The sequence below is a fragment of the Vreelandella halophytica genome, assembly GCF_968193635.1.
In genome coordinates, this window is record NZ_OZ309107.1 from 1,098,305 (window position 1) to 1,122,041 (window position 23,737).

The following is a 23,737-nucleotide window of genomic DNA, read 5'->3' on the forward strand; positions in this document are numbered from 1 at the left end:
TTCGAGTGCTTCACTCGCTGATCACGCTTAGCGGATAGTGATGCCCGGCGCGGGCGGCCTCGATCCGCCTGACCACCAGCGGGCTTCGAAGCCTTCCCGCGCGCTCGAGGGTTTTGATTTCGTGAAGCGCCAGCCAGTGCGTGGCGTGAATATCGGCGTCCAGCGGCGTTGCCAGGTGGGTGTCCGGCGTGGCGATAAAGCCGTGGCTATGAAAGGTTTTATCCGCAGTGTGAAAGACCCAAAGCCCCAGGTAATGGGTCAGGCGTACCCGCCAGGCGGTTTCTTCTTCGACTTCGCGCAGCGCCGCCGCCATCGGCCCCTCACCGGGTTCGATGTGGCCCGCAGGCTGGTTGAAAAGCGTGGCCGGGCCGCCGCGCTCCTCCTCGACCATCAGGTAGCGCCCCTCTTGCTCGATCACGCAGGCGGCGGTGGCGTGGATGCGTTTCATGACGTTTTTTTGCTCCGCGGTTTTTGCCCAGGGCGCTTGTGTCCGCCGGGCTTTTGGGGCGCCTTCGGGGCGTGCAGGGTCTCTTTGCGCCACTGGCCCGGCGCTAAATCATCGAGGCGCCAGGCGCCGATGGCGGCGCGCACCAGGCGAAGCGTAGGAAAGCCCACGTGGGCGGTCATACGGCGTACCTGGCGGTTGCGCCCCTCGGTAATGGTGAGCTCGATCCACGAGGTGTTCGGGTGGCGTTTGGGGTCGAGGGGCGGGGTGCGCTCGCCAATAGCCGGGGCGTTAATGCGCCGCGCCTTGGCCGGGCGGGTAGGGCCGTCGTTGAGCGTGACCCCCGCTCTGAGCGCGGCCAGCGCTTTATCGTCGATCACCCCTTCGAGCTGGGCCCAGTAGGTCTTGGGCTGCTTGTGGCGGGGGTGGGCGATCTGGTGAATCAGCGCGCCGTCATCGCTTAGTAGCAATAACCCTTCAGAGTCGTAATCGAGCCGGCCCGCCGCGTAGACCCCGGGTACATCGATCACATCGGAAAGCGTCGCGCGGCCTTCGGTGTCGGTAAACTGGGACAGCATCTTATAGGGCTTGTGCAGAAGATAGAGCGTGCTCATCGGGCTCTCTTGTGGCGGGGTGAATTTGTCGACAATCGCATAAAGGAGTAAAGTACAGCGCGGAAATACACAAATACTAAACGTTGGAATGGCATCATCGCCCTCGCGCCGCTTTTATCGAAAACGCCGCGATGGTGGCCGTGGCAAACGCGCCGTGCTCAAACTCTTCGCGGCGCAGCTCGATGAGTAAGCCGCCTGGAATTTTTTAGTCACAGCGACAGAAACGAGGTTAACGCAAAATGTCCGAAACGCCGAAGATCATTTATACGCTCACCGATGAAGCCCCCGCGCTTGCAACCTACTCGCTGTTACCGATTATCGATGCGTTCACCGACCCTGCCGGTGTGGAAGTGGAAACCCGCGATATTTCCCTGGCCGCCCGCGTACTGGCGCAGTTTCCCGACCGTTTGAGCAGCGAGCAGCGCGTCAGCGACGACCTCGCCGAGCTTGGCAAGCTTGCCACCACGCCAGAAGCCAACATCATCAAGCTGCCCAACATCAGCGCCTCGGGCCCGCAGCTGAAGGCGACCATCAAAGAGCTGCAATCCCAGGGGTTCGATCTTCCGAACTACCCTGACGAGCCGCAAAACGCCGACGAAGAAGCCATCAAGGCCGCCTACGACAAGGCCAAGGGTAGCGCGGTGAACCCGGTGCTCAGAGAGGGCAACTCGGATCGTCGTGCGCCGAAGTCGGTCAAGAACTACGCGCGCAAGTACCCGCACCGCATGGGCGAGTGGAGCAAGGATTCCGACTCTCACGTAGCGCACATGAGCGAGGGCGACTTCTACGCCACCGAGCAGTCCGCGGTCATCAAGGCGCCGGGCTCGCTCAAGATCGAACTCAAGCAAAAAGACGGCACGGCGACGGTACTCAAGGAAAGCCTGAAAGTGCTCGAAGGCGAAGTCGTCGACGCCGCCTCGATGAGCAGCCGTAAACTGCGCAACTTCATCGACAGCGAAATCAAGGACGCCAAAAAGCGGGGCGTGCTGTTTTCGCTGCACCTGAAAGCCACCATGATGAAGGTGTCCGACCCGATCATGTTCGGTATCGTGGTCGAAGAGTTTTATAAAGACGTACTCGAAAAGCATGCCGGTGCGCTGAAGCTGGCCGGCTTCAACCCGGCCTCGGGCCTGGGCGATCTTTACAGCTCGATCGAGAAACTGCCTTCCGAGCAGTCTGAGGCGATCAGAAGCGACATCGACGCGCTCTACAAAGAACGCCCGCCGATGGCAATGGTCAACTCCCACAAGGGCATCACTAACCTGCACGTGCCCAGTGACGTGATCATCGACGCCTCCATGCCGGCCATGATTCGCGACTCCGGCAAGATGTGGAACGCGGGTGACGAGCTTCAGGACACCAAGGCGGTGATTCCGGATCGCTGCTACGCGACCATCTACCAGAGCGTGATCGAGGACTGCAAGAAAAATGGCGCCTTCGATCCGACCACCATGGGCAGCGTTCCCAACGTGGGTCTGATGGCCCAAAAAGCCGAAGAGTACGGCTCCCACGACAAGACCTTCCACATTCCTGCCGATGGCACCGTGGTCGTCACCGACGAAAACGGCCAGACGCTGTTTAGCCACGATGTGGAAGCCGGCGATATCTGGCGGATGTGCCAGACCAAGGACGCGCCGATCAAGGACTGGGTGAAGCTTGCCGTCAACCGGGCGCGGGAAAGCGGCTCGCCGACGATCTTCTGGCTCGACGCTAACCGGGCCCACGATGCCAGGCTGATCGAGAAGGTCGAAACCTATCTTGCCGATCACGACACCGACGGTCTGGATATCCGTATCCTCGCGCCGGTCGAGGCGATGAACCTGTCGCTGGAGCGTATCCGTAAGGGCGAGGACACCATTTCGGTCACCGGTAACGTGCTGCGCGATTATCTGACCGATCTGTTCCCGATCATGGAACTTGGCACCAGCGCCAAGATGCTCTCGATCGTACCGTTGATGAACGGCGGCGGTCTGTTCGAAACCGGCGCCGGCGGAAGCGCGCCCAAGCACGTCGAGCAGCTCATCGAAGAGAACCACCTGCGCTGGGATTCGCTGGGCGAGTTTTTGGCCCTGGCCGCCTCGCTCGAGCACCTGGGCAGCACCTTCGGCAACAAGCGCGCCACGGTGCTGGCCAAGGCGCTGGATGAAGCCAACGGTGAGTTTCTGGACAGCAACAAGTCGCCTTCGCGCAAGACCGGCGAAATCGACAACCGCGGCAGCCACTTCTACCTGGCCATGTACTGGGCCGAGGCGCTGGCCGCCCAGGACCAGGACGCCGAGCTTCAGTCGCTGTTCGCGAAGCTTGCGAAAACGCTGCGCGACAACGAGACCAAAATCATGGACGAGCTCAACGGCGCCCAGGGTAAGAAGGTCGACATCAAAGGCTACTTCCACCCGGACCGCGAGCTTACAAGCCAGGCCATGCGCCCGAGCAAAACCCTGAACGACGCACTTGCCATCGTCGCCAAGGGTTAAACGCTTTCGTGGTCACAACCCTCGTCCGCTCGGCGGGCGGGGGTTTTTTGTTTTATCCAGTGTGATAATTTTGTCTTTTCCATGAACCCTTGCTGACTCTGGGCGTCTTAGAGCAAACCTGCTTGCACCATCCGCCTGTCAGCACAGAGACGATACGCCAAGCTTTATGACCAACTTCGAAAGCCCTTGTCTAAATAGTCTGGTTTTGGGTATGACGCGCCCGGATAGACCCGAGTATGACGACGACCTGGATGTGCAGACTTCGGAGCCCGAAGTCGCTCAGCCGCCGTTATATAAAGTGATCCTGCACAACGATGACTACACCCCCATGGAGTTCGTCATCGAAGTGCTCCAGGGCTTTTTCAATATGAACAATGAAAAAGCCGTTGAGATCATGCTCGCCGTGCATACCCAAGGCAAAGCCACCTGCGGCATTTTTACCCGCGATATCGCGGAGACGAAAAGCCATCAGGTCAATGAATACGCCCGCGAATGCGAACACCCGCTTATGAGCGATATCGAAGCCGCCGACTGATCGACCCACGAGCCCGTTAAAGCGCCGTGCGTTGAAAAAAAGTGGTAGCGGGGCTTGCAAGCGGGGCATTTGTACCCGATGTTGAAAGTGCCGGTCGATTACACCGATCCGACGCAAGTCCCGGGTATAAACCACCTTGGGTAGTAGCGAAAAGGGGACTGCCATGCTGAGCAAAGAACTTGAACTGACCCTGAACACGGCCTTTACCGTGGCTCGCTCGAAGCGCCACGAGTTCATGACCGTCGAGCACCTGCTTTTAGCGCTATTGGACAACGCCTCGGCGGTGGACGTGCTAAAAGCGTGCGGGGCAAACCTCGACAAGCTGCGGTCCGATCTGCAGGATTTCATTAATTCCACCACACCTTTGATTCCCGAAGGCCAGAGCGAGCGCGAAACGCAGCCGACGCTCGGCTTTCAGCGCGTGCTTCAGCGCGCGGTATTCCATGTCCAGTCATCGGGAAAAAGCGAAGTCAATGGCGCCAACGTGCTGGTGGCTATCTTCTCTGAGCAGGAGAGCCAAGCCGTTTATTTCCTCAAGCAGCAAAACGTTGCTCGAGTCGATGCCGTCAACTATATCGCCCATGGGATTTCCAAGGTCTCTGGCCACAACGCGCCCAATGCCTCCCAGCAGGAAGGCGAGGACGTGGAAGAAACCAGCGCCGAAGGCGCCGCACACCCGCTTACCGGCTACGCCAGCAACCTCAACGAGCAGGCCAGACTTGGCAAGATCGACCCGCTGATCGGGCGCGACCATGAGCTCGAGCGTGTGGTGCAGATTCTGGCCCGCCGCCGCAAGAACAACCCCTTGCTGGTCGGTGAAGCGGGCGTGGGTAAAACCGCGATCGCCGAAGGCCTTGCCAAGCGCATCGTCGAAGAGGACGTGCCGGATGTCATCGCCGATGCGGTCGTCTATTCACTCGATATGGGCGCGTTGCTTGCCGGCACCAAATACCGGGGCGACTTCGAGAAGCGCTTGAAGAGTCTTCTGGGCGAGCTCAAAAAGCAGCCCAACGCGATTCTCTTCATCGACGAGATTCACACGGTGATCGGCGCGGGGGCGGCCTCCGGCGGCGTCATGGACGCCTCGAACCTGCTCAAGCCGCTGCTTTCGTCTGGTGAGCTTCGCTGTATCGGTTCGACCACCTTCCAGGAGTTTCGCGGTATTTTCGAGAAAGACCGCGCGCTTGCCCGTCGTTTCCAAAAAGTCGACGTGCCGGCTCCCTCGGTGGATGACACCATCAAGATTCTCAAGGGGCTGCGCTCGCGCTTCGAAGAGCACCACGAGCTCAAGTATACCGACGCTGCGCTCGAGAGTGCGGCGCGGCTGGCGGATCGTTACATCAACGACCGCTTTTTGCCGGACAAGGCGATCGACGTGATCGACGAGGCCGGTGCGCACCAGCGCATGCTGCCTTCCGAGATGCGTGTGGATACCATCGATGTGGATCAGGTCGAGGCGGTGGTCGCCTCCATCGCGCGCATTCCGCCGAAAAGCGTGTCGAGCTCGGATCGTAAGCAGCTCGAAAAGCTCGACCGTGATCTTAAGATGCTGGTGTTTGGTCAGGACGAGGCGATCGACTCGCTTTCGGCGGCGATCAAGCTTTCGCGTGCCGGCCTCAAGGCACCGGACAAGCCGGTGGGTAGCTTCCTGTTTGCAGGCCCCACCGGTGTCGGTAAAACCGAAGTCGCCAAGCAGCTCTCGCACATCATGGGCATCGATCTGGTGCGTTTCGATATGTCCGAGTACATGGAGCGCCACACCGTTTCACGCTTGATCGGTGCGCCGCCGGGTTACGTGGGCTACGACCAGGGCGGGCTTCTGACCGAGGCGGTCAACAAGCAGCCGCACTGTGTGCTACTGCTCGACGAGATCGAAAAAGCCCACCCGGAAGTGTTCAACCTGCTGCTGCAGGTCATGGACCATGGCCGCTTGACCGATAACAACGGCCGCGAAGCGGACTTCCGCCACGTGATCGTGATCATGACCTCGAACGCCGGTGCCGAACAGGCTTCGCGCCGCTCGATCGGTTTCCAGACCCAGGATCACACCACGGATGCCATGGAAGTCATTCGCCGTACGTTCTCGCCGGAATTCCGCAACCGTTTGGACGGCATCATCCAGTTCAGCTCGCTGCCGATTTCGGTGGTACGCAATGTGGTCGACAAGTTCCTGATCGAGCTTCAAGCGCAGCTCGACGAGAAGCGCGTCCAGCTGGACGTGGACGATACCGCAAGAGACTGGTTGGCGGACAAGGGCTACGACCCGGATATGGGCGCGCGCCCCATGGCCCGCCTGATCCAGGAAAAGCTGAAAAAGCCGCTGGCCGAAATGATTCTATTCGGCGAGCTGGCCGAGCACGGCGGTACGGTGCACGTAAGCCTGGAAGAGGGCGAGCTTTCGCTTTCGACCGAGTCCGAGATGGCTGACGCCCCGTAGCAGGACAACGGAGCGATAAGCCGACCTACAGCGCCCTGTCATTGACGGGGCGTTGTCATGTTAAGGCGCCGTATTAAGAATTACGCAGGTAGCTTTACGTTGTTGCAAAGCAGGTAGCGCCGGTGTTTAGCGCGAACGGTAAACGATGCGGCCCTTGGACAGGTCGTAGGGCGTTAGCTCTACCTTGACTTTATCGCCGGTCAGGATGCGGATGTAGTTCTTACGCATCTTGCCCGAGATATGGGCCGTCACCACGTGGCCGTTTTCGAGCTCGACCCGAAACATGGTGTTGGGAAGGGTATCAACAATAACGCCTTCCATTTCAATATGGTCTTCGCGTGCCATATAGGCAAATCCTCACTTATTTAACGTCATTAATCGCAGGTAAGCAGCGCTCGTAGTGTACAAGGGCTGTGCGAGCAGCGCTATATTGTGCCGCAAGCCTGGCGTCAAGGCAAAAAAGCACGCCATTTTAACGAATGAGCGAGCGCCATTGGCGCCCATCGAGCACCTCGAGCGGTGAAAAAGCCTGCTTGTAGCGCATCTTTCGACACTCTTCGATCCAGTAGCCAAGGTAAAGGTGGGTCAGCCCTTTTTCATGGCAAAGCTCGATCAAACGTAAGATCGCAAGCGTTCCCAAAGAGCGTCGGTCCAGGGCCTCATTGGCTTCAAAGAAGGTATAGATGGCCGAAAGGCCGTGTTCGAGTTCATCGAAGGCGGCTACGCCGACCAGGGTGTCGTCCAGGTACATCTCTAAAAGCTGCGCGTAGGGCTCGTCGAGGGTTAAAAAGGTGCGATACTGCTCCTGGCTCGGCGGGTACATGTCGCCGTCGCTGTGGCGCTCGCGAATGTAGCGGGCGTAGAGCGCGTAGTGGGCGTTATCGAAGCGGGCAGGGACCACGCGCGTGGTAATATCGACGTTTCGCCGTAGGATCTTGCGTTGGGTGCGATTGGCCTCGAAATGGGCCACGGGTATGCGCACCGACCGGCACGCCTGGCAATCCTCGCAGTGGGGGCGGTATAAATGGCGCCCGCTGCGACGAAAGCCCAGCAGCGATAGTGCCTGGTAAACGCTCCCGGTCGGGGCTTGCTGGGGGTCGAGAAACAGGGTGGTCGCCTTTTGATCAGGCAGGTAGCTACAGCCGTGGGGCACGGTCAAAAAAAAGCGTAGATCGCGGGCCGGGCCGCGGGGAGTGCTGCTACTCACGGCGGTCTCCTTGTAAGGGGCTAACGGCTTTCAGCGGTGGCCACGGCGGCAAGCCAGGGCGAGGCCGGCACGCTCGGTACTGCGTGGCTGCCTGGCGATAGGCTGAACGCGTTTTTCGGCAGCCACTGTTCAAGATAGCCTACGAAGGTCTGTCGAGCGATGGGGGCGGCGCCCAAACGTTCCAGGTGAGGGGTGTGCATCTGACAGTCGATCAGCGCGCCGCCGTTTTCCACCATGGCACGGGCCAGGTGGGCGAGCGCCACCTTGGAGGCGTCCGGGGCGCGGGAGAACATCGACTCGCCAAAAAACACCGGCCCCATGGCCAGCCCATAAAGCCCCCCGGCAAGCTCGCCGTCGCGGTGAACTTCGATGCTATGGGCAATGCCGAGGGCGTGAAGGCGCTGGTAGGCCAGGCGCATATCGGGGTTGATCCAGGTACCCGGCTCGCCTTGACGGGGAGCAGCGCAGGCGTTAATTACCTGTTCGAAGTGTTGATTCAGCGTCACGCTAAAGCCACCATTGCGTAACCGCTTGGCCAGGCTTCGCCGCAGCTTGAAAGCCGCCGGCTCGAGTACCATGCGCGGGTCGGGGCTCCACCAAAGCACCGGGTCGTCATCGCTGTACCAGGGGAAGATACCCCGGCGGTAGGCTTCGACCAGCCAGAGAGGAGAAAGCTCGCCACCGGCGGCAAGCAGGCCGTCGGGCACGTCGAGTGCTTTGGCCGTATCCGGGAAGGCAGGCGTTGGCGAGGAGAGCCAGGGCAGCATCGAAAGGGCTCCTTATGGCTTTGTAAAAAGTGGCCTTTAAATAAAGAGCCTTTGAATCAACAAGGCCCGGGTAGCGTCTTTAAAGAGACCAACGCCTGACGACAAGCGCTGTGATGGCGAAAGGATGCTCGGTATGATGCAAACTCGCAAGTGGATTAACGACGCCACCAGGTGTAAAGGGAGAATCGCTTGAAAGTAAACAAGACGGTAGACAAGCGAACGCAGGGCGGTTCGCGTCGACCTTCATCGTCGGCCCAGCCGGCTCAATCGGCCCGGGTCAAAGCGGCCAAGGACAAGGCGCGGCGTTTTGGCTTACGCCTGCAAGGGTCCATGCGCGAAGGCGTGGTGGTGGTCCTGCTCGCGCTCTGCGTATTTTTATTGCTTGCGCTATTTAGCTACCAGCCGGAAGACCCGGGCTGGTCCTACCAGGGGCCGGAAACCGACGTGCGCAACTGGATGGGCCCGGTCGGTGGCTGGCTTGCCGACGTACTCTACTCGTTGTTGGGTGCCAGTGCCCTTTGGTGGCCCGGCATGTTCGGGTTTGCCGCCTGGTGGCTGATGCGCTCGCGCCAGGTGCGCTTCGAGCTCGACCCGGTCGCCATTGCGGTGCACGCCGGGGGGCTGGTGCTTTTGATGTTCGGCACCACCATGCTGGGGGCGCTGCACTTTTATCACCCGGAAAGCATTCTGCCCTACGCCTCTGGCGGTATTCTGGGCGAGGGCCTGGTCGGCACGCTCCGCCCGCTCGTGGGTAGCGGCGGGGTAGGGCTCATCGCCGCCGCGCTGATTCTGATCGGCTTCCCGCTGTTTACCGGCATGTCCTGGCTCAACGTTGCCGATGAGCTGGGCAAGCGGCTTTGTCGTTTGGGCGGCTCGCTGCGCGAGCGCCGCGCTCGAGGTAAGCAAAAACGCGAAGACCGCGCCGCGGTCAAGGCCGCCTCCAAAGAAGCCAAGCGCAAGTTCAAGGAGCGCACCCGCAAGGAGCGCGACGACCAGGCGCCGGCATACGAGGAAGAAGAAGAGGCGCCCGTGGCGGCGCGCAGCGAGGCGCCAACGCCCAAACCCGCACGTGCGGGCAGCCGCCGCGAGCCCAGCATGATGGCCTTCGACCAGGAACCTGAGGCCGAAGAGACCACCGACACCTCGATTCCCTGGGAGGTCGCGGCCGGCACTACCCCGGCGCCGAGTGAGCAAGCAAGCCCCGTGGCGCCAGCGGATCCCGAGCCGGCCCCTGCGCCACCTGCCAAAGCCGAGCCTGCCCTCGAGGAGTCGCCGCGCCCCGCCGCCTGGGCCCCCGACGAGGCGCAGCAGAACGCACCGGCGCACGCCGCGGCGCCAGAGCCCGACGTAGCACCGGAGGAGGTCGCCGAAAAAGCGCCCACGCCACAGGTGCCCGAGCCCGAACGCCCGGCCGCCTTTGTACCGCCGCCGGAAGCGGCGTTCGATGAAGAAGAGAGCGAGCCGGCCGTTTCTGAACCGGCTGCTTCTGAGCCGGTATCGGCGTTTGAAAGCCCGCGGCCCTCGAATGCTTTCGCGATCTCCGCCCGCGACGAAGTGTCGGCAGCCGACGCTGCGCCAGCCGATGACACCTCACCGGACCGCGCTGAACCGTTCAGTGAAGCCGCGCCGTTTTACGACGCCGAATCCGCTGAGCAAGCACCGCCGTTCGAGCCGCCCATGCCCGAGCGCGAAGTAGCTGCTCCACCCAGCGCCGACGAGACCGAAGACGAGCCACTACCGCTGCGCGCCTCTAAATTCGAGGCGGCGCCGGCCAGCGATTCACGGTTTTATATCGATGACGAGTACGTCGACGCGCCGTATGACGATGAAGCGTTCGATGAGACGCCGGATGCCACGCCCGCGCGCGAAACACAGCCCGCACCGGCCAGCGGCGCTCAACGAGTGCCCGAAGTAGTCCCGGAACCCGTGTGGGAGGATGACGAAGAGCCTGAGCCCGCCCCGGAGCCGCCGGTAGCGCCGCGGCCCGCGCGCCAGGAACCCACCTTCGCCTCGGAGCGGGTAGCCCAGGAGCCGGATACCGGGCCAGCGCTCTGGACCGTCGAGCACCTGCAAAACCAGCGCCCGGCGTTCGAGACCGAGGACGAGCCCGAAGGCGATGTGCCGAGCTATCAGCTTCTGACCCCGCCGGAGCCGCACCAGCCCAACTACTCCGACCAGGAGCTCTCGGACATGGCGGAGCTTTTGGAAGTGCGCCTGCGCGACTACGGCGTGAAGGCGGAGGTCGTCGATACCTGGCCGGGCCCGGTCATCACCCGGTTCGAGATCAAACCCGCACCGGGGGTGAAGGTTTCCAAGATCAGCAATCTGGCCAAGGACCTGGCGCGTTCGCTGATGGTCAAGAGCGTGCGCGTGGTCGAGGTGATTCCAGGCCGTCCGACCGTGGGTATCGAGATCCCCAACCCGCACCGGGCGATGATTCGCCTGCGCGAAGTGATCGACTCCGAGCGCTACCAGCAGGAGAGCTCGCCGCTCACCATGGCGCTGGGTCAGGATATCGGCGGTGGCCCGGTCGTGGCGAATCTGGGCAAGATGCCCCACCTGTTGGTAGCGGGTACTACGGGCTCGGGTAAATCGGTGGGCGTCAACGCCATGCTGATTTCGATGCTGATGAAGGCCACGCCGGATGAGCTCAAGCTGATCATGGTCGACCCAAAAATGCTCGAGCTTTCGGTGTACGACGGCATTCCACACTTGCTGGCGCCGGTGGTCACCGATATGAAAGAGGCCGCCAACAGCCTGCGCTGGTGCGTAGCCGAAATGGAGCGGCGCTATAAGCTGATGGCGGCGATGGGCGTGCGTAATATCGCCGGCTTCAACGCCCGTCTCGATGAGGCCGAGCGCGCCGGCGCCCAGGTCGCGGACCCGCTTTGGGAACCCCAGCCCTGGGAGATGCATCAGACCCCGCCGATTCTCGCGAAGCTGCCCTATATCGTGGTGGTGATCGACGAATTTGCCGATATGTTCATGATCGTCGGTAAGAAGGTGGAAGAGCTGATCGCGCGCCTGGCGCAGAAGGCCCGGGCCGCCGGTATCCACCTGATTCTGGCCACTCAGCGCCCGTCGGTGGACGTGGTCACGGGTCTGATCAAGGCCAACATTCCGTCCCGCATGGCGTTTCAGGTCTCGTCACGCATCGATTCGCGCACCATCCTCGACCAGGGCGGCGCCGAGAGCCTGCTGGGCCACGGTGACATGCTCTACCTGCCCGCGGGCTCCGGGCCGCCCAACCGCGTGCACGGCGCCTTCGTGGACGACGACGAGGTACACCGGGTGGTGGAAGACTGGAAGCGTCGCGGCGAGCCCGAGTATATCGACGAGATTCTCTCCGGCGGTGTCTCGGCGGACGCCCTGGCCGGGCTCGAGGCCGAGGGGGGCAGCGACGACGACGCCGAACAGGATGCGCTCTACGACGAAGCCGTGCAGTTCGTCACCGAGACCCGCAAGGCCTCGATCTCTGCCGTGCAGCGCCGTTTCAAGATTGGCTACAACCGCGCCGCGCGGCTGGTCGAGGCGATGGAAGGCGCCGGTGTGGTGTCGTCGATGGGCTCCAACGGCGCCCGGGAAGTGCTGGCGCCACCGCCGGTTGGCCAGTAACGGCGCGGGCAATCGTGCAACAAGCGTGAAAGTCGCGCCCCGGATGAAACCCCGGGGCGTAAGACGCGTCTGAGTGTGGACAAGGACGTTAAAAGTCCTACCAATCAAGCATTAACGCGGCACTGCGTACTTATCGATTTGAGTGCTTATCAATTTAAGTACTGACCAATTTAAGTACTGACCCGTTTGAGTATCGACTCACTCGAGGATGACCGCTATTTGGCAACACTGCCTAGGGAGTAAGGTTATGAGCGACACAGATACTCGACGTTCTTCTTCGCTGATGCTGGCCGCCAGTGCGCTGGGCCTTGGCTTTGCATCGCCTGTGGCGCTTGCCGACGACGCCGCCGAGCGCCTCACCGAGCGTCTCGAGCCGCTGGAGAGCTATCAGGCGTCTTTCGAGCAACAAATCAGCGGCAGCGGCGGTGAGCGCCTGCAGCAGGCGCGCGGTGAGATGTGGCTTTCCCGCCCGGGCATGTTGCGCTGGGAAGTCGAAGCACCCTACGCCCAGGTCGTGGTGTCCGATGGCGATGAGGTTTATCTGTACGACCCGGACCTGGAGCAGGTGACCGTGCAGGCGATGGACAACCGCGTCTCGCATACGCCGGCGCTGTTGCTCTCGGGCAGTACCGTCGATCTGACCGAAAGCTACGACGTATTTTATGAGCAGGAAGGGGGCGAGGATATCTTCACGCTGATCCCGACCTCCAACGATACGCTGTTCGAAGAACTGAGCATGGTGTTCGAGGGCGAGACCCTGACCGAGCTTCTAATGACTGACAGCACCGGCCAGCGTACCGCGATTGCGTTCAACAACGTGGTTCAAAACGGGCGTATCGACACCAGTTTGTTCGATTTCGAGATCCCCGAAGGCACCGATGTGATTCGCGAAAGCTACTGACCCGAAACGCGTCCAGCGCCTCTCATTGTTTTGATATCAGCAACCACCGATCAGGCGCCTCAGGGCGCCTGATCGGCTTCTGCGTCCTGGGCTTCGCGCCAGGCCATGATCTCGGCAAAGCGCTTTTCCTGGCCATAATCACTGGGCTCGAAAAAGCGCGTTTTGGGTAGCGCGTCCGGCCAGCAGTCTTGGGCGCTGCCCGCCGGGTAGCCGCCTGGTTCGCTGTGGGCGTAGCGGTAACCTTCGCCGTGGCCGAGTTCCTCCATCAGTTTGGTCGGAGCGTTACGCAAATAGCTCGGCACATCCACTTGGGGCTGGTTGTTGACGAACTGCCGCGCGGCGTTCCAGGCGCGGTCGATCCGGTTGCTCTTGGGCGCTACCGCCAGGTGGATCGCCGCGTGAGCAATCGCCCGCTGGCCCTCATAATCGCCCAGCCGCAAATAGGCATCCCAGGCGGCGATTACCAGCGGAAGCGCCCTTGGGTCGGCGTTGCCTACATCTTCCGAGGCGATGGCGCTAAGTCGTCTCACCACGTCCAGCGGGTCGCCGCCGCCCTGAATAAAGCGCGCCATGTATAAAAGCGCGGCGTCCGGGCGCGACGAGCGGATCGATTTATGAATCGCCGAGAGCAAGTCATAGTAGCCGTCGCCCTGTTTATCGAAGGCGCTGGACTGGTGGCCGATCACATCCGCCAGGGCTTGCTTGTGCAGCACTTCGCGCTCGCCCTCTTGCCGGGTAAAGTCGCAGGCGGTTTCCAAAAGCCCCAGCGCCCGGCGCGCGTCGCCCGCCGCGGCGTGGGCCAGGGCTTCCAGCACACCCTCTTCCAGGTCGATTGCACGCCGGCCCAGGCCGCGTTCGGTATCCTCGAGGGCCTGGCGCATCACGCCGATCAGCTCCTCCTGGCTGAGCGGTTTGAGCACGTATACCCGGGTACGCGATAAAAGCGCCGAGTTCACCTCGAAGGAGGGGTTTTCGGTGGTCGCGCCGATCAGCGTCAAAAGCCCGGATTCGACGTGGGGCAGCAGCGCATCCTGCTGGCTTTTATTGAGCCGGTGAATCTCGTCCAAAAAGAGCAGCGTCTGCGCCCGGGTTTGTCGGGCGCGCTCGACGACGCCGCGAATCTCCTTGACGCCGGCCATCACCGCGCTTAGCTGCTCGAGCTCGGCGCTGGAGGCCCGCGCCAGAAGCTCGGCGAGGGTCGTTTTGCCGACGCCGGGCGGGCCCCAGAGAATCATCGAGCGTACCGTTTGCGATTCGGCCATCTGGCGCAGCGGTTTTCCGGGGCCGACCAGCGCTTGTTGACCCGCGTAGTCGTCCAGGTGACGTGGGCGCATACGAAAGGCGAGCGGAGCGCCCTCGGCAGGTGGTTCAAAGGCGCTTTCAAAAAGGTCCATGTCTACTTCCGTCTTCCGGTGTCAGTCGAGCCCAGGCTTGGGGCTATGGCAAAGCGCGTTGCGGCAGGCTATTTTAGGACGTAATCTGGTAACGCAATGCCTTTGATCACCGCATTTGCAAAGCCGCCCGGCCGGGCGCATGTTCAATCTTATCGTGTTCATTAGCGTAGTAGAAACTGCCTCCCCAGCGCGTTTTTAGGACTTTTACAGGGCGTTGAAGCAAAAGGCTCGACCACACCTCAAGGAGATCGTCATGTTAAATCAGTTGCGTCTGGATCATGCCAATATGGCACGAATGCTTCACGTGCTTCAGCTCAAGCAGAAAACGCTGGCGCTGGGCGAACGGCCCAACTTCAACCTGATGCGCGAAGTCGTCGACTACATTTTGTCCTACATGAATGATTTCGCCACGCCCCTGGAGCAAATCTGTGTGGAGCGCCTGGAAGAGAAAGCGTCGGAAGAGATGCCCTTCATGGAGAAAATGGCCAGCGACTACCGCGAGTTGAAGCCAAGCCTTGCGCAGCTTTCCGACGACATCGACATGATTTTGATGGATAACGTGCTGCCGATGGACCGCTTTAGCGACGACCTGAATACCTACCTGGACGCCCACCGCAGCTACCTTCGCCACGAGCGCGAAAAGCTTTTTCCGCTGATCGACAAGTACTTCACTCAAGAGGACCTGGAGGAGCTAAGCCAGGCGCTTCCCGGCACGGCGCAGCAGGAACTCGAGCGCCTGCAAAATGCCTATCCGGAACTCTACGCCGAGCTTCGCGGCGCCGACGTGCCCAACGTATAGCGGCGTTCGCGCCCAGGCCTTGCGGGCGTGTTAAACTGGCGTCTTTTTAAACACTCGAGGGCGCTGTGGCTAACCCATCTCTCAGGCCGGGCGGGGCGCAATGAGCGGGCCTATCCTGATTTTTGATTCCGGCGTGGGCGGGCTTTCCGTGGCTCGCTCGCTCTACAGACGCCAACCCGATACGGCCATGTGCTACGCCTGCGACAACGCCTGGCTGCCTTACGGGGTACGCGACGATGTCACCCTGGCCCGGCGTATTTTGCATGTTTGCCAGGCGGCGGTAAGCGCCTGTGAGGCGAGTACCCTGGTGGTCGCTTGTAACACCGCCAGCACCCTGGCGCTCGCCGGGCTGCGCGAGGCGCTGAATATTCCGGTGATCGGCACCGTGCCGGCGATCAAGCCCGCCGCGCGCTTGAGCCAAACCCGCCATATTGGCCTGTTGGCCACCAGCGCAACGGTCAATCGCCCCTATACCCAGGATTTGATCGAGCGCTTTGCCAGCGACTGCCTGGTGACCAGGGTGGCCGCGGACGCGCTGGTGGTCGAAGCCGAGGCCTGGCTTGCCGGAACCCCCGTCGACCGAGCGCGCATCCAGCGTGCGCTGGCGCCTTTGTGGCAGGCGCTCGAAGCGTCTCCACCGCTGGATACCGTGGTGCTCGGCTGTACCCACTTTCCGCTTTTAAAGCCGCTGCTCGAAGAGCTGGCGCCCACCGCGCTTACCTGGGTCGATTCCGGCGACGCGATCGCCCGTCGCGTCTTCGACGTTGCCCCGCGCTCGACCGGCCCGCTCGATGGGCGCTGCTTCACCACCGCCACGGCCGGCCACCTGACCGCCGGTTTTGCCGAGTTTGGCTTCAAGCCCCCTCAACGTTTACGGCTGCCCTGAGTGCCCGGGGCGTTTCTGATTAATGTATAAGGAGCCGTTTTGGCTATTCCCGCTGTTGACCCCCAACGCTATGACGAGCAGCTCAAAGACAAACGTGTCGCCGTCGAGGCGCTTTTCGCACCGTTTTCACCGCCCGCGCTGGAGGTGTACCCGTCGCCGCCCAGCCACTACCGCCAGCGCTGCGAGTTTCGTATCTGGCACGAGGGCGACGACCTTTACTACGCTATGTTCGAGGTCAATCCCGAGGACCCCAAGGACAAGAAGGTCGTGCGCCTGGATCAGTTTTTGGTGGCAAGCGAGCGCATCAATGAGCTGATGCCCAGGCTCAGAGAGGCGTTTTTGCAAAGCGACACGCTGCGAAAACGCCTTTTTCAGGTGGAGTTTCTCACCACACTAAGCGGCGAGGCGCTGGTCACGCTGATTTACCACCGCCCGCTGGACGAGGCCTGGGAGGCCGAGGCCCGGGCACTCGAGGCCGCGCTTGGCATCATGATCATTGGGCGCTCGCGCAAGCAGCGTCTGGTGTTGACCCGCGACCACGTTTGGGAGCGCCTGAACGTCAACGGGCGCACGTTCGACTACCAGCAGGTGGAAAACAGCTTCACCCAGCCCAATGCGCATATTTGCCAAACGATGCTTGGCTGGGCGATGGAGGCCACCACCGGGCAGAACGAGCGCGACCTGGTCGAGCTTTACTGTGGTAACGGCAATTTCACCATCGCGCTGGCGCAGAATTTCCGCCGCGTGCTGGCCACGGAAATCTCTCGCACGTCGGTGGCAAGTGCTAACGTTAATATCGAGGCTAATCGCATCGACAATGCGTTCGTTGCGCGCATGTCGGCGGAGGAGTTTTCGCTGGCGCTGAAAGGCGAGAAGACCGGGCGGCGGGTGGCCGAGATGGATCTGGATGCCTACGACTTCTCGACCGTGCTGGTCGACCCGCCGCGCGCGGGGCTCGATCAGCAAAGCTGCGAGCAGATCAGCGAGTACGATCAGATCGTCTATATTTCATGCAACCCGGCAACGCTTGCCGATAATCTGACAACGCTTACCAAAACGCACGCGATCGAGCGCTTTGCCCTGTTCGATCAGTTTCCGTTCACCCACCACTGCGAGTGTGGGGTGATCTTGAAGCGCCGTTAGGCGTACGTAATGCGAAAGCGACATACTCTATAAGCAAATTGATACAGCAGTAGGGCGGCGCGGCCTATTCGCGTAAGCTAACCGGTATCGTGGCCTTACGGCCTGTAACTGTTCGTTTTTCGGCCCAAGGGCCCAGCAATCGAGGTGATGGATGCACTACGTTGCGAGTGAAGAGAGTCGGCAAGATCTTTTAAAGCAGTTGCAAGAGCGCCTGGAGGCGCGCTTGGAACCCGACCGGGCGGCCCAGGTAGAAACCTTCGCGCGGCACTTTTACGCGACCGTGCCGGTGGAAGATTTCGTTAACCGCCGACTGGACGACCTCTACGGCGCCACGCTTTCGATTTGGCAGTTTTTGCAGTACCACGACCCGGATAGCCCGAAAGTGCGTATCTTCAACCCGGATTTCGAAGAGCACGGCTGGCAGTCCAACCACACCTTCGTGGCGGTGCTGCACGAGGACATGCCGTTTCTCGTCGATTCGGTGCGTATCGAGCTCAACCGCCGGGGCTTGACCGTCCACGCGATTCAAAACGCGGTGTTCGCCGTCGCCCGCGACACGAGCGATCAACTCGAGACGCTCACCTCGCCCCGCGAGGTCGACGCGCCGGAAGCGAAGGAGTCGCTGATCGTCATCGAGGTGGACCGCCACACCGACCGCCAGGCGCTTTCGAGCATGGAAGAGAAGCTCAACAACGTGCTGCGCGACGTGCGCACCGCCGTTGATGATTTCGATCCCATGTGTAACCAGATCACCTCGGCGATCCAGGAGCTCGAGAAGAACTGCCCGCCCCAGGTCGACCCGGACGACCACGAAGAGGCAATCGCGTTTCTGGAGTGGCTGTTGAAGGACAACTTCACCTTCCTGGGCTACGACGAGTACCACCTGCGCGACGGCGAGCTCCAACGCGACCCCGAGAGCGTGCTGGGGGTTTTCCGCCTCAACCAGGCGCGCTATCGCGAGCGCATTCGCACCGAAGAGGGCGTGGACGAAGACGGCCACAGCTTTGTGTTGGTGCCGCAGCTTCTGTCGTTTGCCAAGAGCGCGCACCACAGCCGCGTTCACCGGCCGACCTACCCGGACTACATTACCGTCGACCGCTACGACGATGACGGTAACGTGATCGGCGAACGGCGCTTTTTCGGTTTGTTCACCGCTACGGTGTACAACGAATCGCCACGCAACATTCCGCTTTTGCGCCGTAAGCTCAAGGCGGTGATGGACATTGCGGGCTTCAATCCCCAGGGCCACAACGGCAAACAGCTTTTGCAGGTGCTGGAAGTCTTCCCGCGGGATGATTTGTTCCAGATCAGTACCGAGGCGCTGGCCGAAACCGCGCTGGGTATCCTGAATATTCGCGAGCGTCGCCAGGTGCGTTTGTTCATTCGCACCGACGTGAGTGGCAAGTTTTACTCGTGTTTGGTGTTCGTACCGCGGGACGTGTTCTCCACCGACCTGCGCCAGCGCATTCAAACCATGCTCTGCGACGAGCTCGACGCGCGCTTTGGCGACTTCAATACCTACCTTTCGGAGTCGGTACTGGCGCGTATCCAGCTGATCCTGCGCTTCAAGGGCGACGCGCCCAGCGAGTACGACCTGAAGCGGCTGGAGAAAAAGGTCGCCCGCTTGGCGCGCAGCTGGCGCGACGAGCTCTTCGAAGCCATGACCGAAGGCTTTGGCGAAGAGCGCACCAATAGCTTGATGGGGGAGTTCCAACAGGCTTTCTCGGCAAGCTACCGGGAGGATTTCAACGCGCGCACGGCGGTGTTCGACATCCAGCACCTGCTAGCGCTCGAAGGCGACAGGAAGCTCTCGCTGTCGCTTTACCGGCCGATGGAAGAGCAGGCCGGCGGCATGAACCTCAAGCTCTACCATCGGGATGATCAGATACCGCTGTCCGACGTGCTGCCGATGATGGAAAACCTCGGCCTTCGCGTGCTGGGCGAGCGCCCCTACGACATCAACGGCCCCAAACAGCGCTACTGGATTCACGACTTCGAGCTCGAGCACACCCGCAGCGGCGTCGACATGAGCCAAATGCGCGATGTCTTCAGCGAAGCGTTTCAGCGTATCTGGGCGGGCGAAGCGGACAACGACACCTTTAACCGACTGGTGCTCGGCGCGGGGCTGGACTGGCGCGAAGTGGCGATGCTGCGCGGCTACGCCCGCTATCTCAAGCAGATTCGCTTCGGCATGTCTCAGGCCTATATCGCGACGACCCTGGCAAGCTATCCCGAGATTACCCAGACCCTGGTCGCGCTTTTCAAGCAGCGCTTCGACCCCGAGGCCGAGTCTCACGATACAGCGGATTGCGAAGCGCGGCTGATCGAGCACCTCGAAGGCGTGGCGAGTCTCAGCGATGACCAGTTGCTGCGCCGCATGATGGAGCTGATCAACGCGACCCTGCGCACCAACTACTACCAGAAAACCCCGGAGGGCGGCTTCAAGGACTATATCGCCTACAAGCTCGAGCCCACTAAAGTCACCGGGATGCCCAAGCCGCGCCCGGTCTACGAGATTTTCATGTGCTCGCCGCGGGTCGAGGGCGTGCACCTGCGCAACGGCAAGGTCGCCCGGGGCGGGCTGCGCTGGTCCGAGCGTCTCGAGGATTACCGCACCGAAATACTGGGCCTGGTCAAGGCGCAGCAGGTCAAGAACTCGGTCATCGTACCGGTCGGCGCCAAGGGCGGTTTCGTGTGCAAACGCATGCCGGAAGACGCTGACCGCGAAACCCAGCAAAAAGAGGGGATCGCCTGTTACCAGACGTTCATCCGTGCGCTTTTGGACGTGACCGACAATCTCGACGGCACCACCGTCGTGCCGCCGCAAAACGTGGTGCGCCACGACGATGACGACACCTACATGGTGGTCGCGGCAGACAAGGGCACGGCGTCGTTTTCCGATATCGCCAACGCTATTTCGCTGGAGTACGGCCACTGGCTGGGCGATGCCTTCGCCTCCGGCGGTGAGAACGGCTACGACCACAAGAAGATGGCGATTACCGCCAAGGGCGCCTGGGAGTCGGTCAAACGCCACTTCAAGAACCTGGATCTGGATACCCAAAAAGACCTCTTTACCGTGGTCGGCATCGGCGATATGGCCGGCGACGTGTTCGGTAACGGCATGCTGCTCTCCGACAAGATCCAGCTGGTCGGCGCGTTCAATCACCTGCATATCTTCGTCGACCCCAACCCGGACGCCGAGGCGGCCTTCGCCGAGCGTAAGCGGATGTTCGACATGGCGCGCTCGAGCTGGGAAGACTATAGCCAGGAACTGATCTCCAAAGGGGGCGGTGTCTTCAGCCGCAGCGCGAAGTCGATCACGATTACCGAGGAGATGGCCCAGGTCTTCGGCATCGAGGCCGAGAAGCTCTCGCCTGTGGATCTGATCAACGCGATGCTCAAGGCGAAAGTGGATCTGGTCTGGAACGGCGGTATCGGCACCTACGTGAAGGGCTCCAGCGAAACGGACGCCGATGTCGGTGACAAGGCCAACGATGGCCTGCGCATCAATGGCAACGAGCTCAACTGCCGCGTGGTCGGCGAGGGCGGTAACCTCGGCCTGACCCAGCGCGGACGGATGGAAGCCGCGCGTAAAGGCGTGCGTGTCTATACCGACTTCATCGATAACGCCGGCGGCGTGAACTGCTCGGATCACGAGGTCAATATCAAGATATTGATCGACGAGATCGTCAAGCGTGGTGACATGACCGACAAGCAGCGCAACGAACTGCTCGCGGAAATGACCGACGAAGTGGGCGAGCTGGTCATTCTGGATAACTACCGGCAAACCCAGGCGATCGATCTGTCCGAGCGGCTGTCGCGTCAGGGGTCCGGCCCGTATCGGCGCTTTATCAGCGAGCTCGAAAGCGCCGGTCAGATCGACCGTGAACTCGAGTTCTTGCCCTCGGACGAGATTCTCAAAGAGCGCGCAAGCAACAACGAAGGCATGACCCTGCCCGAGCTCTCCGTGCTGATCTCCTACGCGAAAAGCACGCTGAAGGGCGATCTGGTGCAGTCCAGCGTCCCCGATGACCCCTATGTCCACCGCTACCTGGAGCACCTGTTCCCCTCCATACTGGTCGAGCGCTACCAGGACGAGATGTACGAGCACCGCTTGAAGCGTGAGATCGTCGCCACTCAGGTGGCCAACGACCTGGTCGATCACATGGGCATCGTCTTCATGCGCCGGCTGATCGACTCCACCGGCGCCGGCCGGGCGGACATCGCCCGCGCCTACGTCATCGCTCGCGACGCGTTCAACTTCAAGGCGCTTTGGGAGCAGATCGAGGCGCTGGACAACCAGGTGCCCAACCGCGTGCAGTACGCCATGATGCTCGATTTGATGCGTCTGATCCGCCGTGCCACCCGCTGGTTCGTGCGCCTGCACTTGGGCCTTTCCACCCAGGACACCATCGAGTACTTCGCCCCGCGCTTGACCCAGCTTCAGGAAGGGATTGGCGAGCTTTTAAGCGGCGATGAGCAAGAGGAGTGGCAACAGCGCCGCGATCAGCTGCAGGAAGAGGGCGTACCCGAAACGCTGGCCTCCACCGTTGCCGGCGCGCCGAGCCTCTACGCCGGGCTCGGCATCATCTATGCCGCGCGTACCACCAACGAAAAACCCCAGCGCGTGGCCGAGGTCTTCTATGAGATCGGCAGCCGCCTGGAGCTTCCCTGGATGACGCGTCAGGTCACCCAGCTCGAGGTGCGCGATGCCTGGCAGGCCCAGGCGCGGGAAACCTTCCGCGACGACATCGACCGTCAGCAGCTGGCGCTGACCATCAGCGTGCTGAAAATGGACGCCGGTAGTCGCGATACCCAGGAGCTGGTCGACCAGTGGCTCGAGCAGCACAAGGACCTGCACAGCCGTTGGCGCAGCCTGGTCGAGGAGGTGCACGGCGGCACCGAGGGCGGCTTTGCGCTCTTCGCCGTCGCCGTTCGCGAGTTGGTGGATCTGGCCGAAAGCGGCAGCGAAGGCTAGAAAAGGCTTTCAAGCTCGAACGCGCCCCGCTCAGCGGGGCGCGTTTTTTTGTGCTGTGTGAGCTCTTGTAAAAGCGCCGGGGCACGACCCTGCGCCCGCTGGCGCTTTACGTTATAATCGCCGCCCGCCCTTGATGCTTACCGCCCACACCCGCCTGGAGCCCTTGATGTATCAGCTTACCCGTTCGCTGCTGTTCCGCCTGGACCCTGAAAAGGCCCACGGCCTCACGCTTCGCGCATTGGATGCGCTCCACAAGGCCGGCGGAGTGGAAAAATTGTACGGCAGCACGGTAAGTGACCCGGTCGAGCTGATGGGCCTGCGCTTTGCCAACCGGGTAGGGCTGGCCGCCGGGCTCGATAAAAACGCCGACCATCTGGATGCGCTGGGCGCACTTGGGTTTGGTTTTGTCGAAGTCGGCACGGTCACCCCCAGGCCCCAGCCGGGCAACGACAAGCCGCGGCTTTTTCGCCTGCCCAAGCACGGCGCGCTCATCAATCGCTTCGGTTTCAACAACAAAGGGGTGGTTCACCTGGTCGAGCAGGTCAAAAAGCGCCGCTATGCGGGGCTGGTGGGGGTCAACATCGGCAAGAATCTCACCACCTCGGTGGATGGGGCGCTGGAGGACTATCTCGTCTGCTTGGACGCGGTGCACGGCGTGGCGGACTACGTCACCGTGAACGTTTCATCGCCCAATACGCCGGGGCTTCGTACGCTACAGTTCGGTGCCCAGCTCGATGCGCTGCTCGGACCCATTCGCGAACGCTGCAACGTGCTGGATTTGGAGGCCGGGCGCAAGGTGCCGCTTTTGATCAAGATCGCCCCGGATATGAGCAGCGATGAAATCGCCCTGGTGGCGCAAAGTATCACGGACAATGGTTTTGACGGCGTGATTGCCACCAACACCACCGTGGAGCGCGCGGCGGTCGAAGGCCACGCCCACGCCGCAGAGGCCGGCGGGCTATCCGGCCGTCCGGTGTTCGAGCCCTCCAACGCCGTCATTCGCACATTCCGGGAGCATCTGCCGTCGCTGCCGATCATCGGGGTCGGCGGTATCGATAGCCCGAAAAAGGCCAGAGAAAAGCTTGCCGCCGGGGCGGACCTGGTACAGCTCTATTCCGGGCTCATCTACGAAGGCCCGGGCCTGGTACGCCGCTGTGCCAAGGCAATCGCCGAAGGGGAGAGCGGCGCTTGTGAGTAAGCGCAAGGCATGAAAAAGCCCGCTTAAAAATGAGCGGGCTCGATCGGTTCAATTAGCTTTTGAAGGGGGAATCGTCAGGTGGTGACCATGGGGTTTTTGTGGATACCGGAAACGCCGGTCATGCCGTCCCACTGGTCGCCGCGACCTTCACGCCAACCGCTCATCCAGTACTCGCGTAAATTGACCTCTTGACTGGGGCAATCGTCCCGGGAGCGACCCGAAACCCCCGCTTTGTAACCATGAACATACGCCCGCTGGAAGCGATCACGTTTTTGTCGTTTCATTGGCTGACCTCTTTTATGAAAGCCTTGGGTATGAAACGGTATGCCGGAGTGAGAAAAGTG

At 61.5% G+C, this 23,737-nt stretch carries 17 protein-coding genes; 10 read left to right on the forward strand and 7 right to left on the reverse strand.

Annotated features, from left to right (window positions below; genetic code table 11):
* Nucleotides 1-10: 10 nt before the first annotated feature.
* Together ACWHXT_RS05175 and ACWHXT_RS05180 are read right to left on the reverse strand one after the other, a co-directional pair.
* A complete protein-coding gene (locus tag ACWHXT_RS05175; protein WP_447957504.1) occupies nt 11-448 on the reverse strand; it encodes an NUDIX domain-containing protein in 438 nt (145 codons plus the stop codon).
* Nucleotides 445-1,059 (reverse strand): pseudouridine synthase, encoded by a 615-nt coding sequence (locus ACWHXT_RS05180; RefSeq protein WP_447957505.1) that lies wholly within the window; start codon nt 1,057-1,059, stop codon nt 445-447. Before ACWHXT_RS05180 ends, ACWHXT_RS05175 begins: the two co-directional genes overlap by 4 nt.
* Before the next feature lie 239 nt (nt 1,060-1,298).
* Here ACWHXT_RS05180 and ACWHXT_RS05185 point away from each other — a divergent pair, with 239 nt between their 5' ends.
* The 3 genes from ACWHXT_RS05185 (at nt 1,299) to clpA (ending at nt 6,505) form a co-directional block, all read left to right on the forward strand.
* A complete protein-coding gene (locus ACWHXT_RS05185; RefSeq protein WP_447957506.1) occupies nt 1,299-3,533 on the forward strand; it encodes an NADP-dependent isocitrate dehydrogenase in 2,235 nt (744 codons plus the stop codon).
* Nucleotides 3,534-3,744: 211 nt separating this feature from the next.
* Entirely contained in the window at nt 3,745-4,068 is a 324-nt protein-coding gene (gene clpS / locus ACWHXT_RS05190; RefSeq protein WP_447928455.1) for an ATP-dependent Clp protease adapter ClpS, read from the forward strand.
* 163 nt (nt 4,069-4,231) lie between these two features.
* The gene (clpA, locus tag ACWHXT_RS05195) at nt 4,232-6,505 is read left to right on the forward strand and encodes an ATP-dependent Clp protease ATP-binding subunit ClpA (protein WP_447928456.1); all 2,274 of its coding nucleotides are present in this window, start codon (nt 4,232-4,234) and stop codon (nt 6,503-6,505) included.
* 126 nt (nt 6,506-6,631) lie between these two features.
* Here clpA and infA read toward each other — a convergent pair whose 3' ends face one another.
* From infA to aat, 3 genes are all read right to left on the reverse strand, one after another.
* Entirely contained in the window at nt 6,632-6,850 is a 219-nt protein-coding gene (gene infA, locus ACWHXT_RS05200) for a translation initiation factor IF-1 (protein ID WP_007111068.1), read from the reverse strand.
* Nucleotides 6,851-6,977: 127 nt separating this feature from the next.
* Nucleotides 6,978-7,712: an arginyltransferase gene (locus ACWHXT_RS05205; RefSeq protein WP_447957507.1), complete on the reverse strand. Its 735-nt coding sequence runs from the start codon at nt 7,710-7,712 to the stop codon at nt 6,978-6,980.
* Between the two features lie 20 nt (nt 7,713-7,732).
* Nucleotides 7,733-8,479 (reverse strand): leucyl/phenylalanyl-tRNA--protein transferase, encoded by a 747-nt coding sequence (gene aat, locus ACWHXT_RS05210; protein WP_447957508.1) that lies wholly within the window; start codon nt 8,477-8,479, stop codon nt 7,733-7,735.
* 189 nt (nt 8,480-8,668) lie between these two features.
* On the opposite strand from aat, the gene ACWHXT_RS05215 reads away from it, so the two are divergent.
* The gene (locus tag ACWHXT_RS05215) at nt 8,669-12,094 is read left to right on the forward strand and encodes a DNA translocase FtsK (protein WP_447957509.1); all 3,426 of its coding nucleotides are present in this window, start codon (nt 8,669-8,671) and stop codon (nt 12,092-12,094) included.
* Nucleotides 12,095-12,341: 247 nt separating this feature from the next.
* The gene (gene lolA / locus ACWHXT_RS05220) at nt 12,342-12,995 is read left to right on the forward strand and encodes an outer membrane lipoprotein chaperone LolA (protein WP_447957510.1); all 654 of its coding nucleotides are present in this window, start codon (nt 12,342-12,344) and stop codon (nt 12,993-12,995) included.
* 59 nt (nt 12,996-13,054) lie between these two features.
* Here the strand turns inward: lolA and ACWHXT_RS05225 are convergent, their stop codons facing one another.
* The gene (locus ACWHXT_RS05225; RefSeq protein WP_447957511.1) at nt 13,055-14,389 is read right to left on the reverse strand and encodes a replication-associated recombination protein A; all 1,335 of its coding nucleotides are present in this window, start codon (nt 14,387-14,389) and stop codon (nt 13,055-13,057) included.
* A gap of 253 nt (nt 14,390-14,642) precedes the next feature.
* Between ACWHXT_RS05225 and ACWHXT_RS05230 the strand changes: the two genes are divergently transcribed.
* The 5 genes from ACWHXT_RS05230 to ACWHXT_RS05250 all read left to right on the forward strand — a co-directional run bounded on the left by ACWHXT_RS05230 (nt 14,643) and on the right by ACWHXT_RS05250 (nt 23,393).
* Nucleotides 14,643-15,188: a hemerythrin domain-containing protein gene (locus ACWHXT_RS05230; protein ID WP_447928462.1), complete on the forward strand. Its 546-nt coding sequence runs from the start codon at nt 14,643-14,645 to the stop codon at nt 15,186-15,188.
* A 100-nt stretch (nt 15,189-15,288) separates the two neighbouring features.
* Nucleotides 15,289-16,074, forward strand: a complete 786-nt coding sequence (gene murI, locus ACWHXT_RS05235; protein WP_447957512.1) for a glutamate racemase — start codon at nt 15,289-15,291, stop codon at nt 16,072-16,074.
* Between the two features lie 39 nt (nt 16,075-16,113).
* Nucleotides 16,114-17,217: a tRNA (uridine(54)-C5)-methyltransferase TrmA gene (gene trmA / locus ACWHXT_RS05240; protein ID WP_447928464.1), complete on the forward strand. Its 1,104-nt coding sequence runs from the start codon at nt 16,114-16,116 to the stop codon at nt 17,215-17,217.
* Nucleotides 17,218-17,368: 151 nt separating this feature from the next.
* A complete protein-coding gene (locus ACWHXT_RS05245) occupies nt 17,369-22,195 on the forward strand; it encodes an NAD-glutamate dehydrogenase (protein WP_447957513.1) in 4,827 nt (1,608 codons plus the stop codon).
* 166 nt (nt 22,196-22,361) lie between these two features.
* Complete coding sequence (locus ACWHXT_RS05250; protein ID WP_447957514.1) at nt 22,362-23,393, forward strand: quinone-dependent dihydroorotate dehydrogenase; 1,032 nt, start codon at nt 22,362-22,364, stop codon at nt 23,391-23,393.
* 74 nt (nt 23,394-23,467) lie between these two features.
* Here the strand turns inward: ACWHXT_RS05250 and rmf are convergent, their stop codons facing one another.
* Complete coding sequence (gene rmf, locus ACWHXT_RS05255) at nt 23,468-23,677, reverse strand: ribosome modulation factor (RefSeq protein ID WP_447528181.1); 210 nt, start codon at nt 23,675-23,677, stop codon at nt 23,468-23,470.
* Nucleotides 23,678-23,737 lie beyond the last annotated feature (60 nt).

What these genes read in the sequence shown, in the direction of transcription:
- ACWHXT_RS05175 (WP_447957504.1), bottom strand. Translation starts at nt 448, where the DNA reads ATGAAACGCATCCACGCCACCGCCGCCTGCGTGATCGAGCAAGAGGGG.
- ACWHXT_RS05180 (WP_447957505.1), bottom strand. Translation starts at nt 1,059, where the DNA reads ATGAGCACGCTCTATCTTCTGCACAAGCCCTATAAGATGCTGTCCCAG.
- ACWHXT_RS05185 (WP_447957506.1), top strand. Translation starts at nt 1,299, where the DNA reads ATGTCCGAAACGCCGAAGATCATTTATACGCTCACCGATGAAGCCCCC.
- clpS (WP_447928455.1), top strand. Translation starts at nt 3,745, where the DNA reads ATGACGCGCCCGGATAGACCCGAGTATGACGACGACCTGGATGTGCAG.
- clpA (WP_447928456.1), top strand. Translation starts at nt 4,232, where the DNA reads ATGCTGAGCAAAGAACTTGAACTGACCCTGAACACGGCCTTTACCGTG.
- infA (WP_007111068.1), bottom strand. Translation starts at nt 6,850, where the DNA reads ATGGCACGCGAAGACCATATTGAAATGGAAGGCGTTATTGTTGATACC.
- aat (WP_447957508.1), bottom strand. Translation starts at nt 8,479, where the DNA reads ATGCTGCCCTGGCTCTCCTCGCCAACGCCTGCCTTCCCGGATACGGCC.
- lolA (WP_447957510.1), top strand. Translation starts at nt 12,342, where the DNA reads ATGAGCGACACAGATACTCGACGTTCTTCTTCGCTGATGCTGGCCGCC.
- ACWHXT_RS05225 (WP_447957511.1), bottom strand. Translation starts at nt 14,389, where the DNA reads ATGGACCTTTTTGAAAGCGCCTTTGAACCACCTGCCGAGGGCGCTCCG.
- ACWHXT_RS05230 (WP_447928462.1), top strand. Translation starts at nt 14,643, where the DNA reads ATGTTAAATCAGTTGCGTCTGGATCATGCCAATATGGCACGAATGCTT.
- murI (WP_447957512.1), top strand. Translation starts at nt 15,289, where the DNA reads ATGAGCGGGCCTATCCTGATTTTTGATTCCGGCGTGGGCGGGCTTTCC.
- ACWHXT_RS05245 (WP_447957513.1), top strand. Translation starts at nt 17,369, where the DNA reads ATGCACTACGTTGCGAGTGAAGAGAGTCGGCAAGATCTTTTAAAGCAG.
- ACWHXT_RS05250 (WP_447957514.1), top strand. Translation starts at nt 22,362, where the DNA reads ATGTATCAGCTTACCCGTTCGCTGCTGTTCCGCCTGGACCCTGAAAAG.
- rmf (WP_447528181.1), bottom strand. Translation starts at nt 23,677, where the DNA reads ATGAAACGACAAAAACGTGATCGCTTCCAGCGGGCGTATGTTCATGGT.